The following is a 15,449-nucleotide window of genomic DNA, read 5'->3' as shown; positions in this document are numbered from 1 at the left end:
TTAAGAGAAGAAGTGGCACCTTAAGTGCCACTTCTTTTTTTGTTTTTAAATTAGTCAGTTGCAGGTTAAAACCAGACATTTTTCACGCTTTTGTGGAACTGTCAGCGGTAAACGGAGTCTGCGCTTATAATTGTAAAAACACTCGAGCAAGGAAAAACAAATGAAGAAACTGCTCTTAATTCTAGCAATACCGATTGTGGTCATTTTGGTCGCAATTTTAGCGTTAACCATCTTCGTCAATCCTAACCAGTTTAAGCCCCTTATTGTTGAGCAAGCGCAAAAGCAAACCGGTTTAGAACTAGTGATTGAAGGAGATATCAGTTGGCAATTTTTCCCATCGATCGGCTTTGAGTTGGGACATACAGAATTGCGAAACCCACAAGGCTTTAGTAAACCCAATTTATTCAAAGTTGATACCGTTGGTGTAGATATCTCTGTCATGCCACTTTTTAGTCAACAGCTTGAAATTGGAAACGTCACGCTTGATGGGGCTGAGTTCTATATCGAAACCAAGAAAGATGGCAGCAAGAATATTGATGCATTGACGAAAGCCCAAACACAACAAGCAGAGCAAGCGAGCGATACTGCGCCTACGCAAAATGGTGAAACGCAGCCTGCTGGCTCTGATTGGAGCATTAATCTTGCTGGTGTTACGGTTTCTAATGGCTCATTAGAAATGCAGGATAAGCAAGCCGGTAGTTACACCAAACTTTATGATATCTCATTAAACCTTTCCGAATTCGCTTTTGACAACTGGACAACGGCTGATTTTGGCGTGAAGGGCGAAATGAATGACCAAAAGTTCACCGCGAAAGGTCAGGCCGACTTTAAGCTAGAAAAAGGTTTGGCAAACTACGCGCTAAAGAACATCAACTTTGATGCGACATACTCTGACCCTGCCAATAAGATTGAATCGGCAACGATCGGTTTAGATACGTTTGAATTCGATAAAGTAAATAACCTGACTTATGCCATGAAAGGCGACGCTGGTGGTATGAAGTTAGATATGCAGGGTGCTGGTCAACTTAGCGTGGACAAGGCTATCAGCAAAGTGCAGTTGGATAAGTTAACTCTTAAATCGACTTTTGAGGGGGATGCTTTACCTCAGTCACCGATGAAAGTCGACTTGGTGTCTGATCTGTCTTTCGACCTAACGAAAAACCACCTGAGTTTTGTCCTAGAGAAGTTAACAGCGAATGCTATCGCCTTAGATGGTAAGGCAGATGTGACACTTGGCGATATTCCTAAAGTACGATTTGCTCTCCACAGCCCACATATCGATCTTGATGAATTCTTAGGATTAGATCAGCAAGATTCCGAAGGTAATAAGCCTGCTTCTGGTGGCGAGAGTGCTCCAGCTGGGTCTGAGGTTGAGCCTGATTTGTCTGCGTTGAAAACGTTAGATGTAAAGGGTGACATTACCATCGACAAATTCAAAGCGGCAAATGCGAAGATGGAAGCGGTAAAAACGAGCTTCACTGTAAATCGTGGCGTATTTGAGCTTACTTCATTTAGTTCGAAGCTGTACCAAGGCACAATCTCAGCGACAGCGAAGTTAGATGCACGCAAGTCACCAGCGACTTACAGTGTGAAAAAGTCAATCAAAGGCGTGAAAGTTCAACCGTTACTTATTGATGTCGCTGATAACGACAAGCTTGAAGGGACGGGTAACATTGATGTGAATGTTACCGGTAAGAGTCTAACGCCTACCGGTATCAAGAAGAATCTTTCTGGCACGGTTGTTATCAATTTTGCAGACGGTGCGGTAAATGGCATCAACGTTGCTCAATTGATTCGTGAAAACTACGCGAAATTTAAAGGGCAAAAAGTCGAAGGCACCAATGAAGTTAAGAAAACAGATTTTAGTGCGATGACGGCGACATTGAAGCTCAATAAAGGTGTCGTATCAACGGATAATATGCAAGCTCAGTCTCCATTGCTCCGTGTTCGTGGTAAAGGCACCGCAAACTACATCAATGAAACTGTTAACTTTACTATCAGCACATCAGTCGTAGGTAGCCTAGAAGGCCAAGGCGGCAAAGATATAGATGAGCTGAAAGATATCACGATTCCAATCAATGTGTCTGGTAAGTGGGCGGATCCTAAATTCAAGCTCGTATTTGATGATGTTCTGAAGCAGAAAGCTCAGAAAGAAATCGATCGTGGCGTAGAGAAGCTAACGGACAAGATCAAAGACGAAAAAACCAAAGAAGCAGTCGATGGTTTGATAAAGAATCTATTCAATTAGATTCGAGCCAAAGCAAAAAGGGTTGGCATTAGCCAACCCTTTTTTAATTCTGCTGGTGAGCTTTACCAGTCGACACCTTTCAGCGCTTTGACGCCTGACTCAAATGCATGCTTTACATTCTTCACTTCAGAAACGGTATCAGCCATTTCAATCAGAGTGCGATGAGCGCCACGACCAGTAATGACAACCGACTGCATTTTAGGGCGGTTGTTCAGCGCTTCAACGACCTCGTCTAAATCAATGTAGCCGTAGCTCACCATGTACGTCAGCTCGTCAAAAAGAACCACATCGATAGATTCATCTTTGAGCATGCGCTTACATTCTTGCCATACGCCTTGCGCTGCTTCGGTATCAGCGGCTTTGTTTTGAGTTTCCCATGTAAAGCCGGTCGCCATTACTTGGAATTCAACGCCGAGTTTCTCAAGTAGGTTGCGCTCACCATTATCCCAAGTACCTTTAATAAACTGCGCGACAGCACAATTCAAACCATGACCCACTGCGCGTGCTATCGTACCGAATCCTGATGTCGATTTACCTTTACCATTTCCGGTAATGATCAGTAGCAGACCTTTTTCCTCTTGAGCAGCAGCAATTTTTGCGTCTACCTGTTCTTTGACTTTTTGTTGGCGAGCCTTATGGCGTGCTTCTTTATTTTCTTCGATAGACATAATACTTCCTCAATTCCTTTTTGTGCTTTGCCCAAGCTGATTTGGGTTCATTGATTTATCTCGCTATGATAGACCAACATATCGTGAAGAAAAACCACCGATAATTCAGGGAATAAAATGAAGAAAATACTTGTTGTTTGTATGGGAAACATTTGTCGGTCACCAACCGGAGAAGCAGTGTTAAGAGCGAAAGCTCAAAAGCTAGGCGTTGAAGTAGAGGTTGATTCGGCAGGTACAATTGGCTACCACGCAGGAAACCCACCGGATTCAAGAGCGATGGCAGCAGGAAAGCTGCGAGGTTATTCTTTTAAAGGAATGCAAGCGCGCCAAGTCACCATTGATGACTTTGACAAGTTTGACCTTATATTAGCCGCGGATAAAGCAAATTTGGCCGATTTATTGGATATTTGTCCGTTGAAGTATCGACACAAAGTATCGTTATTTTTAAGTCATTCTGGGTCAGGTTACGACGAAGTCCCTGATCCATATTATGGTGGAGAAGATGGCTTTGAACTGGTGCTTGATTTAATCGAAGAGGCATCAGACGCGATTTTGAAGAAGCTATAATCGCCGGGCTTGAAGACAATAGAAAAAGGGATGAGCTGAGCTCATCCCTTTTTATTCGTGTTAACCCGCGAGTATGTCGGTTGCGACTTTGTAGCTTGGGTCTTCCTTCACGTTAATTTCAACCAAGCTGCCAGCTTTGTCCAAAAGTTTACGACAATCTGGGCTTAGGTGACGAAGGTGCAGCGTTTTACCTTGAGCATTGTAACGCTCTGCTAGTGTTTCAATCGCTTCAATTGCAGAGTGATCAGTCACGCGAGAGTCTGCAAAATCGACAATCACATCTTTTGGATCTTCAGGCGCGTTAAACAACTCCAAGAAGTTAGCGGCAGAACCAAAGAAAATAGGACCGTGAATCTTGTACTCTTTTGAACCTTCCTCGTTTAAGCATGTGTCGGCATAGATGTGCTTAGCGTGTTGCCATGCAAACATTAATGCAGAAACAATAACACCAACCGCTACGGCAACGGCTAGGTCAGTAAGAACAGTAACAACGGTCACAAGAACAATAACGAAGAAGTCTTGCTTCGGTACGCGACGCGCTAGTTTAAATGTTGCCCATTCGAATGTACCAATTACAACCATGAACATCACACCAACCAGAGCAGCGAGTGGGATCATTTCAATTAACGAAGAAGCGAATAAGATAAACATCAATAGAGCGATAGCCGCAACGATACCAGATAGACGACCGCGACCACCTGAGTTTACGTTGATCATCGACTGGCCAATCATTGCACAACCACCCATAGCACCAAACACAGAACAGGTCATGTTTGCCATACCTTGACCGATACATTCGCGGTTAGATTGACCACGAGTGTTCGTCATCTCATCTAAAACTGTCAGCGTTAGCAGAGATTCAATTAGACCAATGGCCGCTAGAATGATCGCGTATGGAAGAATGATTTGTAGAGTTTCTAGCGTAAATGGCACCGCCGGAATAGAGAAGGTCGGCAGTGAACCTGCGAGTGTTGCCGCTTCATCACCAGACATTGTACGCAAGAAGTCAACAACAGTGCGAGTTTCCAGATCCAAACCAACCACTAAAGCAGTCACCGTTACGATTGCAACAAGTGAAGAGGGTACAGCCGTTGTGATTTTTGGTAGAAAGTGAATGATTGCCATAGTTAGCGCAACCAAACCAAGCATTAGCAGCATTTGGTCTTGTGGTAGCCAAGTAAGCATGCCGTTGATATCTGGCGCTTTAAACTGACCCAACTGAGCTAGGAAGATAACAATAGCCAGACCGTTCACAAAACCAATCATCACAGGGTGAGGCACGATACGGATGAACTTACCCAATTTAAACATACCAGCGGCAATTTGAAGTATACCAGCGAGCATGATGGCTGCGAATAGGTATTGGACACCGTGAGTCGCGACAAGCGAAACCATTACGACTGCCATGGCACCTGTTGCACCAGAGATCATGCCGGGACGACCACCGAAAATGGAAGTAATAAGACCAACGATGAATGCAGCGTAAAGACCGACCATCGGATCTACGCCTGCGACGAACGCAAATGCGACAGCTTCAGGAACCAATGCTAGCGCAACGGTTAAGCCTGATAGCACATCATTTTTTACGGAGTGCTTAGAAAATTGGGGAAATTCGAACATGTTTGTTTTTAAGTTCTCTTTGCAATGAGTTAAACCCGACACATATTCGTATTTGCACAAGCCACTGAGTGGTTGATTTCTAATCAAACATTGCAGTGTAAACCGTAGTATTAAAAGAGCAGCATCAGAATGGTGTCGAAAACTTGAGTCGGCGCATGCTACCGAAAAGTGTGATTAAGTTCAAGAATGATACGAATAATGGCGTACAAATGTGATCACGAATTGGTATTTATATGAACAATTTATTGGGCAGATATGAAGATAAAAAAGGCTACCAGATGGTAGCCTTTAATTTATTTATGCCGTTAAGCAGTTGAACGTAATGATTTAGCCTAGTTAAAGTTAGGCTTTGTCATCTCTGCCGATGCGCGGTTTTTAGCCACTTGGCTACCCGCACCTTTAGCTTGGTAACGTTCGGTTTTGAACGGTGCTGCTGCAACAGTGATTTCGCGTAGCTCTTGAGGGCCAGGTGCTTTCGTCATCGGTGCGCTAGCGTTTAGCTTAGCAGCAACTTTGATGGCTTCGACTTTAGGCTCTGGTTTAGCTACTGGCGCTTCGGCTGCAACCTCTTTTGCCGCTTCAACGACAGGCTCTTCAGCTGGCGCCGTTTCTACAATGGCATCAACCGGTTCAGCATGTTCAGTTGCAGGAGTTTCAACGATAGGCTCTACCGAAGCTGTTTCTACTACTGCCGATTCAGCTTTTTCTGCGATTACTGCTTCCACAACAGGTGCTTCTACTACTGGAGCTTCCACTTTCGCTTCAACTGTTTCTTGAACCTTTGATTCAACAACTGGCGCTTCTGTTACAACAGGTTGCTCGCGGCGAATAATCACTTTACCCATAGCCATCTCTGGACAAGCAAAGCCACCTTGCATTGTAGGTACTGCTGCTACTGCTTCTTCCTTAACTTGCTCTTCTTTCTTAGGTGCAGGTTTCGGAATGTAGCGTGGCATTACTTTACCCATAGCCATCTCAGGAGAAGCTACACCACCTTTACGCAGGCGGAACGGGTTAGGACGGCGATCGCGACCACGGCGACGGCGCTGGCCGCTTGCACGCAGGTGACGTGGCGAACGACGGTTACGACGTTGCTTAGACTCTGCTTGCTTGTTGTCTTGTTGTGCTTCTACCGCTGCTTCTGTTGGCTTCTCAACTTTGGTTTCAACCGTTTCTTGAGTCTTAACCGCCGTTTCTTCTGCTTTCTTCTCAACCGCTTCTTGGTCTTTAACGCGTACAGACTTGTTCAGTTTGCGACGTTGGCGACGCTCCTTCACTTTTTCTGCTTTCGCGTTTTGTTGCTTTGGTTTGCTCTCTTCTGGTTTTGTTTCAGTTCGAGCTTCCGCCGCTAGCTGCAGGCCTTTTTCCGCTACTTTTGCATTTGCTTTTTGCTCTTGGGCTTTGTCTGCTTGTTGAGCTTTAGGCTTACGCTTTTGGTTGCGGTTTTGCTGTTTATTGGTTTGTTGTTGAGCTTCGTTTTGCTCATTCGCTTGCTCATCACGAGGCTTACGACGACGTCGGTTATCACGGTTATCACGATTGTCGCGGTTCTCACGATTATCGCGTTGGTTGTTATTGCGACGACGATCATTGCGATCACGTTTGTTGCGTCGATTATCGCGATTTGGCTTTTTCTCTTCCTGAGGTTTCGGTTCTTCTTTTACTTCTTCAGAACCGCCGAATAGGAAACTACCAAGTGCTTTAAACAAACGGCTGAACAGTCCAGGTTTTTCTTCTTGTTCAACTTTCTGTTCTTTCTTCTTCGCCTCAGGGGCAGGTTTAGCTGCTGGTGCAGGTGCCGTTTGAGAAGGAGCCGCAAAGCCTTTAAGAACAGGCTCTTCGATTCGTTTAGGTTTTACGTCAACTTCCGCTGGCTCTTTACCTTCCGCTTCTTTCATTGCTTCCAGTTTTTTAGGAAGTAGGTAAGAAATCAGATCGAACTCTTCACCTTCACGAACACGGATAACTTCGAAGTGCGGCGTTTCCATGTCAGAGTTTGGAACAACCGTAATCTTCACTTCTTGAATGCGTTCGATATGGTTAACTGAACGACGTTTTTCGTTCAACAAGTAAGAAGCGATAGGCACAGGTACAACTGCGAGAACTTGCGCTGTATTGTCTTTCAGTGCTTCCTCTTCGATTAAACGAAGTACAGAAAGTGCTAGAGATTCGTTGTCGCGAACGACTCCAGTACCGCTACAGCGAGGACAGATGTGGTGGCTTGCTTCTGCTAGAGAAGGGCTTAAACGTTGACGTGACATCTCCAACAAACCAAAGCGAGAAATACGACCGATTTGTACACGAGCGCGATCAAGACGAACGGCTTCACGTAGACGGTTTTCTACTTCTCGTTGGTGGCGAACAGGTGTCATATCGATAAAGTCGATAACCACTAAGCCACCCAAGTCACGTAGACGTAACTGGCGAGCAATTTCGTCGGCTGCTTCTAGGTTCGTGTTTAGAGCTGTTTCTTCAATATCGCCGCCCTTGGTTGCACGAGCAGAGTTGATATCGATAGACGTTAGTGCTTCGGTTGGGTCAATAACAATAGAACCACCAGATGGCAGACGCACTTCACGTTGGAAAGCTGATTCAATTTGGCTTTCGATTTGGTAGTGGCTGAATAGTGGAACTTCGCCTTCATATTTCTTAACGCGGTTAAGGAAATCAGGGCGCACCAATTGAATGTGCTCTTTTGCACGTTCGTAGATGGTGTTGCTGTCAATTAAGATTTCGCCAATATCACGACGTAAATAGTCACGGATTGCACGAACGATAACGTTACTTTCTTGGTGGATTAAGAATGGAGCAGGGTTAGAGTCCGCTGCACCTTTGATTGCACCCCAGTGGTTAAGTAGTACATTCAAATCCCACTCAAGTTCTTCAGCACTCTTGCCAACGCCAGCAGTACGTACGATTAGGCCCATGCCCTGAGGCAGTTCCAAAGTACTTAATGCGGCTTTTAGTTGAGTACGCTCGTCACCTTCGATTCGGCGAGAAATACCGCCAGCACGAGGGTTGTTAGGCATAAGAACAAGGTAACTACCAGCAAGAGAAATGAAAGTAGTAAGAGCTGCGCCCTTGCTTCCACGTTCTTCTTTTTCCACTTGAACGATAACTTCTTGGCCTTCCGTTAGCACTTCTTTGATGCTTGGACGACCTTGGTAGGTGTAACCTTCAGGGAAATATTCGCGGGCAATTTCTTTGAGAGGGAGGAAACCGTGACGCTCGGCGCCGTAATCAACAAATGCGGCTTCTAAGCTTGGTTCGATACGTGTGATACGTCCTTTGTAGATATTCGCTTTTTTAGATTCATGACCTGGACTCTCGATATCAAGATCGAAAAGTCGCTGGCCATCAACCAGAGCGACACGCAACTCTTCTTTTTGAGTTGCGTTAATTAACATTCTTTTCATTGAAAATTCTCGTTGTCTTTTCTTTTATATCTTTCTTGTCGACTTGCCACTGTTTTTTCGCTCTTTCACGGTGCCTGATCCCATGGCTTGTATTTTGCAGCCTCCCGGCTGGAAGGGGATGCTCTCGGGCACTTCAGTCATCACAAGCCTCTTGTGGTTTCTGTTGGAAACGTAGACTTGTGACCCGCTATTTGGGCGGTAGGTACTCAACGTGAATATGCGAGGAGTAGGGTGGCAAGAGTGTTGAATTCGATGTGTCTCACGCCAATGCTGCACTCGACCTTCAACGATCTACTCACATTGCTTGAGGATAAATGATTGGTAATGAATAAAATGTAACCAAACCTTCCTTAGCAGCTGTGAACTATAGCAGTGCGCGTGGCTATCAGCAATCTGCTTTCACGCAAACGATAGAAAATTTGCCGCTAAACTCAAAATTTCTAATTTATAACTGGCTGTTTCATAAGCAATTGAGATGTGTAAACTGATCAAGACAGAAAACAAATCGAGAACTCGATCGAGAGTTTTAATAATTTAAACAAAAGCTTGGCGAAATTTAGACCAGTTCGTACTACCAAGTGTTTCTTTTACGACAAGAATAATGTGAAGTCGCGCGAAATTGAGTTTACAATACCGCCCATGAGCGAAATAAGAACAAAAGTCCAGTTCGTCGACATTGACGAAGATATGGCGGGTCAGCGCATTGATAATTTTTTGCGCAACCAATTAAAAGACATCCCTAAAAGCATGATTTACCGAATCGTGCGTAAGGGCGAAGTACGTGTAAATAAAAAGCGTATAAAAGCAGAGTACAAGTTAAAAGCAGGCGATCTCGTTCGTATTCCACCGGTGACAGTCGAGAAAAAAGATGACGATGTCGCGCCAAGTACGAAACTAAACAAAGTCGCAGAGTTGGAAGATATGATCATCTTCGAAGATGATCATATGTTGATTCTAAACAAACCATCTGGCACCGCTGTGCATGGTGGCAGTGGCTTAAAGTTTGGCGCGATTGAAGCGCTTAGAGCTCTTCGTCCTCAAGCTCGCTTTCTTGAACTTGTGCATCGTATTGACCGTGATACTTCAGGTATCTTATTGGTTGCTAAGAAGCGTTCTGCACTTCGTCACTTGCAAGCCCAGTTTCGTGAAAAGACAGTGAAGAAGTTTTACTTAGCTCTTGTCATGGGACAATGGAAAAGCAGTTGTAAGGTTGTGAACGCGCCACTGCTTAAAAACGAAGTGAACAGTATTGTTCGTGTTAACCCTAACGGTAAGCCGTCTGAAACGCGTTTTAAGATTTTGGAAAAGTTTGAACAAGCAACATTGATTCAAGCGAGTCCGATTACTGGTCGAACTCACCAAATCCGAGTTCATACACAATACACGGGCCACCCAATCGCTTGGGATGATCGCTACGGTGACCGCCGCTTTGATGCTTACACAGGTCAAGTTGGTTTAGATCGTTTGTTCCTACACGCGGCAAACATCAAGTTTCAGCACCCATCAAATGATGAGTGGATGGAAATCAACGCACCGATGGAACCGAAGTTAGAAAAAGTGTTGGCGGGTTTAAGAAACGCGTAACCATGTTTTCCTAGTGGACTATAAAAGGGAGCCTGTGGCTCCCTTTTATAGTCTTTGGATTAAATGACATCGAGTCCCTGAACATGCAACATATCAATCAAATCAATCAGTGGTAGCCCGACAAGTGTATTCGGATCTTTCCCCACTAATTTGTTAAACAAACAAATTCCCATTCCTTCGCTTTTAAAGCTGCCTGCGCAGTAAAAAGGTTCTTCCCTGTCGACGTAGCGTTCGATTTGTTCAAGCGTCAAATCTCTAAAGTGTACTTCGAAAGAATCAAAGCCGACTTCTGTATGGTTTGTGACGGTGTTATGTACCGCAAGACCAGTATAGAAAGTGATGACTTTTCCACTTTGAGCCAAAAGTTGATTTATTGCGTTGTCTCTATTTAAAGGTTTGCCAACGATTTCACCATTAATGACACAAACCTGGTCACTGCCGATAACTAAACTTGCTTTATCCGTCTGGCAAGATGTTGCTTTCTCTTGGGCCAATCTTTGCACCAGTTCAAGAGGCGTTTCCTGGTCAAACGGTGTTTCATCGCAATCAGGTGATAAACAAATGAACGGTAGTGAAAGCTTTTCAAGCAGTTGTTTACGAAAAGGGGAGGTTGAAGCTAAAACCAGTTGGTAATTTTTCATTTTGAATTACAATTCGTGGGAGCATTTCCGATAGGATAATCGATCAAAAATGATTCTGGCTAATGCTCTGTATGTTAAGCGTAAAAAAGTACAACTTTTTTGCCTTTTTCTTTGACTAATTTTGATTTGGAAGATAATATTCGCGCCCTATGCAAAAGGTAAAAATACCGCGAACGGTTGACCCAGCGAAAGCTGCACAGAAACGATTAGATTACGATGGAATCATCCAAGCTAGTCTTTTCAAGCGCTTAGCGGAGACAACTGAAGGCGTAAAACGCGACGCAGAAGTCTCATTGTCATTTGGGATGGATGAACAGCGACTCGTTGTTATCTCTGGTAAAGCTAACATCGAAGTCGATTTAGAGTGTCAGCGTTGTAATGAGGTATTCGCACATGAGTGCGAAGTTGAATTCCTTTCTACTCCTTACTACGGTGAGAAAACGGAACAGGAAGCACCAGAAATTTATGATTTGGTAGATCTAAATGAATATGGTGAATTAGACCTTATACAACTGGTTGAAGACGAGTTCATCTTAGCATTACCTCAAATTGCGATGCACGATGAAGCGGATTGTAGCGTTGATTCAAATAACATGGTTTTTGGTGAGATTCCTGAAGAAATTGAGGAAGAAAAACCGAATCCATTCGACGTTTTGAAAAGTCTGAAAAAGTAATAGGTGTGGTAACCGATTCTTCTTCAGGTTTTTAACCCAATAGTATAGGAGTAGGGTCAATGGCCGTACAGAAAAACCGTAAAACTCGTTCTAAGCGCGGTATGCGTCGTTCACACGATGCGCTAACTACAGCTGCTCTATCTGTAGACGCGACTTCTGGTGAAACTCACCTACGCCACAACGTAACTGCTGAAGGTTACTACCGTGGTCAAAAGGTTATCAACAAGTAAGGTTGAACCTTTGCAAAGTATTACCGTTGCACTTGATGCAATGGGCGGGGATTTCGGTCCACGCGTAACAGTGCCTGCCGCCGTGCAGGCACTGTCTCATTTCCCAGAGCTAAAAGTGATTCTTATAGGTGATCAATCTCTGATCACGTCTCAATTATCTCAACTCGGTACCTCGGCCAGTTCCCGCTTGACTATTCTTCATAGTGAGAAAGTTATCTCGAACTCAGAAAAACCTTCATTGGCACTACGTAATAGCCAAAATAGTTCCATGCGTATGGCTATCGATTTGGTTTCTGAGCAGAAGGCGGATGCTTGTGTTAGTGGTGGCAACACCGGTGCATTAATGGCACTATCGCGTTTCATTCTTAAGTTACTTCCTGGTATTGAACGTCCTGCTTTAGTTTCAGCTTTACCGACGATTACTGGAAAGCGTACTTGGATGCTAGATCTAGGTGCGAATGTATCGTGCGATGCTGATAGTTTGTTCCAATTTGCTGTAATGGGCAGTGCATTAGCAGAAGAACACTTAGGTTGTCCTCCTCGCGTTGCTGTACTCAATATTGGCGCAGAAGAGATTAAAGGTAACGATTTAGTCAAACGTTGCGCAGAAATGCTTTCTCAGACCGACGCGATTAACTTTGTTGGTTATATTGAAGGTAATCAAATTTTGCATGATGTTGCAGACGTCATTGTATGTGATGGGTTTGTCGGCAACGTATGCTTAAAAGCCAGTGAGGGAACAGCTCAACTTTTTATCGAAAAAATTAAAACCAGTATGATGGCGTCAACGATAAAGGGTTGGATTGCTAGAAAGTTGTTTTCTCGGCTATTTAATGAACTAAAAACACTGAACCCCGACCAGTATAACGGCGCAAGTTTGCTAGGATTGCGCGGCATTGTCATAAAAAGCCATGGAAGTGCGGATGTATCTGCGATTGTCAATGCACTTGGCGAGGCAGTACACGAGGTCAAACGACAAGTACCAAGCCGTATTAGCGATCGTTTGGAAGCGGTTTTACTCGAGAGGCATTATTAGTCTTCATGTATAGCAAAATTTTAGGTACTGGCAGCTACCTGCCATCTCAGGTGCGTACAAACGCAGATCTAGAGAAAATGGTAGATACAAGTGATGAGTGGATCGTTGCTCGCACGGGTATTAAAGAGCGTCGAATTGCTGCAGAAAATGAGACTGTAGCGGACATGGCATTCTACGCAGCTGAAAACGCTATCGATATGGCGGGTATTGATAAAAACGATATCGACCTGATTATCGTAGCCACAACGAGCAGTAGCCATACTTTCCCTTCATCTGCGTGTCAGGTGCAGGCAAAGCTTGGCATTAAAGGTTGTCCAGCTTTTGACTTAGCCGCTGCTTGTTCTGGTTTTGTGTACGCATTATCTGTTGCAGACCAACATATTAAATCGGGTATGTGTAAAAACGTACTTGTTATTGGTTCAGATGCTTTGTCTAAAACGTGTGATCCGACAGACCGTTCAACCATTATCCTATTTGGTGATGGTGCTGGAGCCGTTGTCGTAGGCGCTAGCCAAGAGCCAGGTATTATTTCTACCCACATATACTCGGATGGTCAATTCGGTGAGCTACTAAGCCTACCTGTACCTGAGCGTGGTCAAGATGCTGACAAATGGCTTCATATGGCAGGTAACGAAGTATTCAAAGTCGCTGTCACTCAGTTATCGAAACTAGTAAAAGATACGCTTGAAGCCAACAACATGCATAAGTCTGAACTAGACTGGCTAGTACCGCATCAAGCGAACTATCGAATTATTTCGGCAACAGCGAAAAAGCTTTCAATGTCTTTGGACCAAGTCGTAGTGACATTAGACCGACACGGGAACACTTCTGCGGCGACAGTACCGTCTGCGCTGGATGAAGCTGTGCGCGATGGTCGCATTAAACGCGGGCAGACTTTATTGCTAGAGGCGTTTGGTGGCGGTTTCACTTGGGGTTCTGCTCTGGTGAAGTTCTAAGTTTCACGAGAATTCAAAATTTAAGGTGCACTTGGTGCATCTTATTTCTTTTTACTTTGCTTAAAGGAAAACAACATGAGCAAGTTTGCTATCGTATTTCCAGGTCAAGGTTCTCAAGCTGTAGGTATGCTTGCAGAACTAGGCGAACAATATGACGTAGTAAAACAAACATTTGCAGAAGCATCTGACGCACTAGGTTACGATCTATGGGCGCTTGTTCAAAATGGACCTGCAGAAGATTTAAACGAGACTTTCCGCACTCAACCAGCTTTGCTAGCTTCATCTGTTGCAATCTGGCGTGTATGGCAGGAGCTCGGTTTAGAGCAACCAGCAAACCTAGCCGGTCACAGCCTAGGTGAATACTCAGCACTTGTATGTGCGGGTGTCATTGACTTTAAAGAAGCAATCAAGCTGGTTGAATTACGCGGTAAGCTAATGCAAGAGGCAGTACCAGCAGGTACTGGCGCTATGTACGCGATTATCGGTTTGGCTGATGATGCGATTGCAAAAGCGTGTGAAGACGCAGCGCAAGGTGAAGTGGTCTCTCCAGTAAACTTTAACTCGCCTGGTCAGGTAGTTATCGCGGGTAGCAAAGACGCAGTAGAGCGTGCGGGAGCGCTATGTAAAGAAGCTGGTGCGAAACGTGCGCTTCCTCTTCCTGTTTCAGTTCCATCACACTGTGCGCTTATGAAGCCAGCAGCGGAAAAACTTGCAGTAGCTCTTGAGTCTATCGAATTTAACTCACCACAGCTTCCAGTTATCAACAACGTTGATGTGGTCGCTGAGACAGATCCTGCAAAAATTAAAGATGCGCTTGTTCGTCAGCTACATAGCCCAGTTCGCTGGACTGAAACAGTCGAGCTTATGCACGAGCAAGGGGTAGAACAGCTTCTTGAGCTTGGTCCTGGTAAGGTTTTAACAGGTCTAACAAAACGTATCGTGAAAACGCTAACTGCAGCAGCAGTGAATGATGTTGCGTCGCTAGACGCGGCGAAGTAATCCATCAAGCGATAAAACTTGCGATAAGAAAAGGAAACACAACATGATGAATCTAGAAGGTAAGATCGCGCTAGTTACCGGCGCAAGCCGTGGTATTGGCCGCGCGATCGCGGAACTTCTTGTAGAGCGCGGTGCGACGGTTATCGGTACGGCTACTTCTGAAAGTGGCGCTGCTGCTATCAGCGAGTATCTTGGTGATAACGGTAAAGGTCTAGCTCTTAACGTGACCGATGTCGAGTCTATCGAAGCGACACTAAAAACGATCAACGAAGAATTTGGTGTGATCGATATTCTGGTGAATAACGCTGGTATTACTCGTGACAACCTATTGATGCGTATGAAAGATGATGAGTGGAACGACATCATCGATACCAACCTAACGCCTATCTACCGCATGTCTAAAGCGGTTTTACGCGGCATGATGAAAAAACGTGCGGGTCGTATCATCAACGTAGGCTCTGTTGTTGGTACCATGGGTAACGCAGGTCAAACTAACTACGCAGCAGCGAAAGCGGGCGTGATTGGTTTTACTAAATCAATGGCTCGTGAAGTTGCGTCTCGTGGTGTAACAGTGAACACTGTTGCCCCTGGTTTCATCGAAACTGACATGACGAAGGCACTAAATGATGAGCAACGTGCGGCAACGTTGTCGAACGTGCCAGCTGGTCGTTTAGGTGACCCACGTGAAATTGCATCAGCAGTAGTTTTCCTTGCTTCTCCTGAAGCAGCGTACATTACTGGTGAAACTTTGCATGTAAATGGTGGCATGTACATGGTTTAATGAGACAGTTTGTGCAAAATAAGCTATTT

At 44.7% G+C, this 15,449-nt stretch carries 13 protein-coding genes; 9 read left to right on the top strand and 4 right to left on the bottom strand.

The annotated features are described in order from the left end of the window. The first annotated feature begins 160 nt into the window (after window positions 1-160). Window positions 161-2,248: an AsmA family protein gene (locus J8Z23_RS10900; protein ID WP_301659675.1), complete on the top strand. Its 2,088-nt coding sequence runs from the start codon at window positions 161-163 to the stop codon at window positions 2,246-2,248. Window positions 2,249-2,310: 62 nt separating this feature from the next. Here J8Z23_RS10900 and cobO read toward each other — a convergent pair whose 3' ends face one another. Further along, on the bottom strand, window positions 2,311-2,916 hold the full coding sequence (cobO, locus tag J8Z23_RS10895) for a cob(I)yrinic acid a,c-diamide adenosyltransferase (RefSeq protein ID WP_005396966.1): 606 nt from the start codon (window positions 2,914-2,916) through the stop codon (window positions 2,311-2,313). A gap of 117 nt (window positions 2,917-3,033) precedes the next feature. Here cobO and J8Z23_RS10890 point away from each other — a divergent pair, with 117 nt between their 5' ends. Continuing rightward, window positions 3,034-3,483: a low molecular weight protein-tyrosine-phosphatase gene (locus J8Z23_RS10890; protein WP_145473674.1), complete on the top strand. Its 450-nt coding sequence runs from the start codon at window positions 3,034-3,036 to the stop codon at window positions 3,481-3,483. A gap of 60 nt (window positions 3,484-3,543) precedes the next feature. Here J8Z23_RS10890 and J8Z23_RS10885 read toward each other — a convergent pair whose 3' ends face one another. Further along, window positions 3,544-5,103, bottom strand: a complete 1,560-nt coding sequence (locus tag J8Z23_RS10885) for a SulP family inorganic anion transporter (protein ID WP_005380840.1) — start codon at window positions 5,101-5,103, stop codon at window positions 3,544-3,546. 332 nt (window positions 5,104-5,435) lie between these two features. Continuing rightward, a complete protein-coding gene (gene rne, locus J8Z23_RS10880; RefSeq protein ID WP_164666429.1) occupies window positions 5,436-8,519 on the bottom strand; it encodes a ribonuclease E in 3,084 nt (1,027 codons plus the stop codon). A 639-nt stretch (window positions 8,520-9,158) separates the two neighbouring features. Here rne and rluC point away from each other — a divergent pair. Beyond that, window positions 9,159-10,103 (top strand): 23S rRNA pseudouridine(955/2504/2580) synthase RluC, encoded by a 945-nt coding sequence (gene rluC / locus J8Z23_RS10875; RefSeq protein ID WP_005396975.1) that lies wholly within the window; start codon window positions 9,159-9,161, stop codon window positions 10,101-10,103. Window positions 10,104-10,162: 59 nt separating this feature from the next. Here rluC and J8Z23_RS10870 read toward each other — a convergent pair whose 3' ends face one another. Further along, the gene (locus J8Z23_RS10870; RefSeq protein WP_104971955.1) at window positions 10,163-10,744 is read right to left on the bottom strand and encodes a Maf family protein; all 582 of its coding nucleotides are present in this window, start codon (window positions 10,742-10,744) and stop codon (window positions 10,163-10,165) included. Between the two features lie 149 nt (window positions 10,745-10,893). On the opposite strand from J8Z23_RS10870, the gene yceD reads away from it, so the two are divergent. The 6 genes from yceD (at window position 10,894) to fabG (ending at window position 15,420) form a co-directional block, all read left to right on the top strand. Then, a complete protein-coding gene (yceD, locus tag J8Z23_RS10865; RefSeq protein ID WP_005396977.1) occupies window positions 10,894-11,418 on the top strand; it encodes a 23S rRNA accumulation protein YceD in 525 nt (174 codons plus the stop codon). A 59-nt stretch (window positions 11,419-11,477) separates the two neighbouring features. After that, complete coding sequence (rpmF, locus tag J8Z23_RS10860) at window positions 11,478-11,648, top strand: 50S ribosomal protein L32 (protein ID WP_005396978.1); 171 nt, start codon at window positions 11,478-11,480, stop codon at window positions 11,646-11,648. Window positions 11,649-11,658: 10 nt separating this feature from the next. Next, complete coding sequence (gene plsX / locus J8Z23_RS10855; protein ID WP_225462059.1) at window positions 11,659-12,684, top strand: phosphate acyltransferase PlsX; 1,026 nt, start codon at window positions 11,659-11,661, stop codon at window positions 12,682-12,684. 5 nt (window positions 12,685-12,689) lie between these two features. Continuing rightward, window positions 12,690-13,640: a beta-ketoacyl-ACP synthase III gene (locus J8Z23_RS10850; protein WP_005396980.1), complete on the top strand. Its 951-nt coding sequence runs from the start codon at window positions 12,690-12,692 to the stop codon at window positions 13,638-13,640. A 75-nt stretch (window positions 13,641-13,715) separates the two neighbouring features. Continuing rightward, on the top strand, window positions 13,716-14,639 hold the full coding sequence (fabD, locus tag J8Z23_RS10845; protein ID WP_012841591.1) for an ACP S-malonyltransferase: 924 nt from the start codon (window positions 13,716-13,718) through the stop codon (window positions 14,637-14,639). Between the two features lie 46 nt (window positions 14,640-14,685). Continuing rightward, a complete protein-coding gene (gene fabG / locus J8Z23_RS10840; protein ID WP_031780596.1) occupies window positions 14,686-15,420 on the top strand; it encodes a 3-oxoacyl-ACP reductase FabG in 735 nt (244 codons plus the stop codon). Window positions 15,421-15,449 lie beyond the last annotated feature (29 nt).

The organism is Vibrio sp. SCSIO 43086, from assembly GCF_051132235.1.
GTDB lineage: Bacteria > Pseudomonadota > Gammaproteobacteria > Enterobacterales > Vibrionaceae > Vibrio > Vibrio diabolicus.
This window is presented reverse-complemented; position numbering and strand designations above follow the sequence as displayed.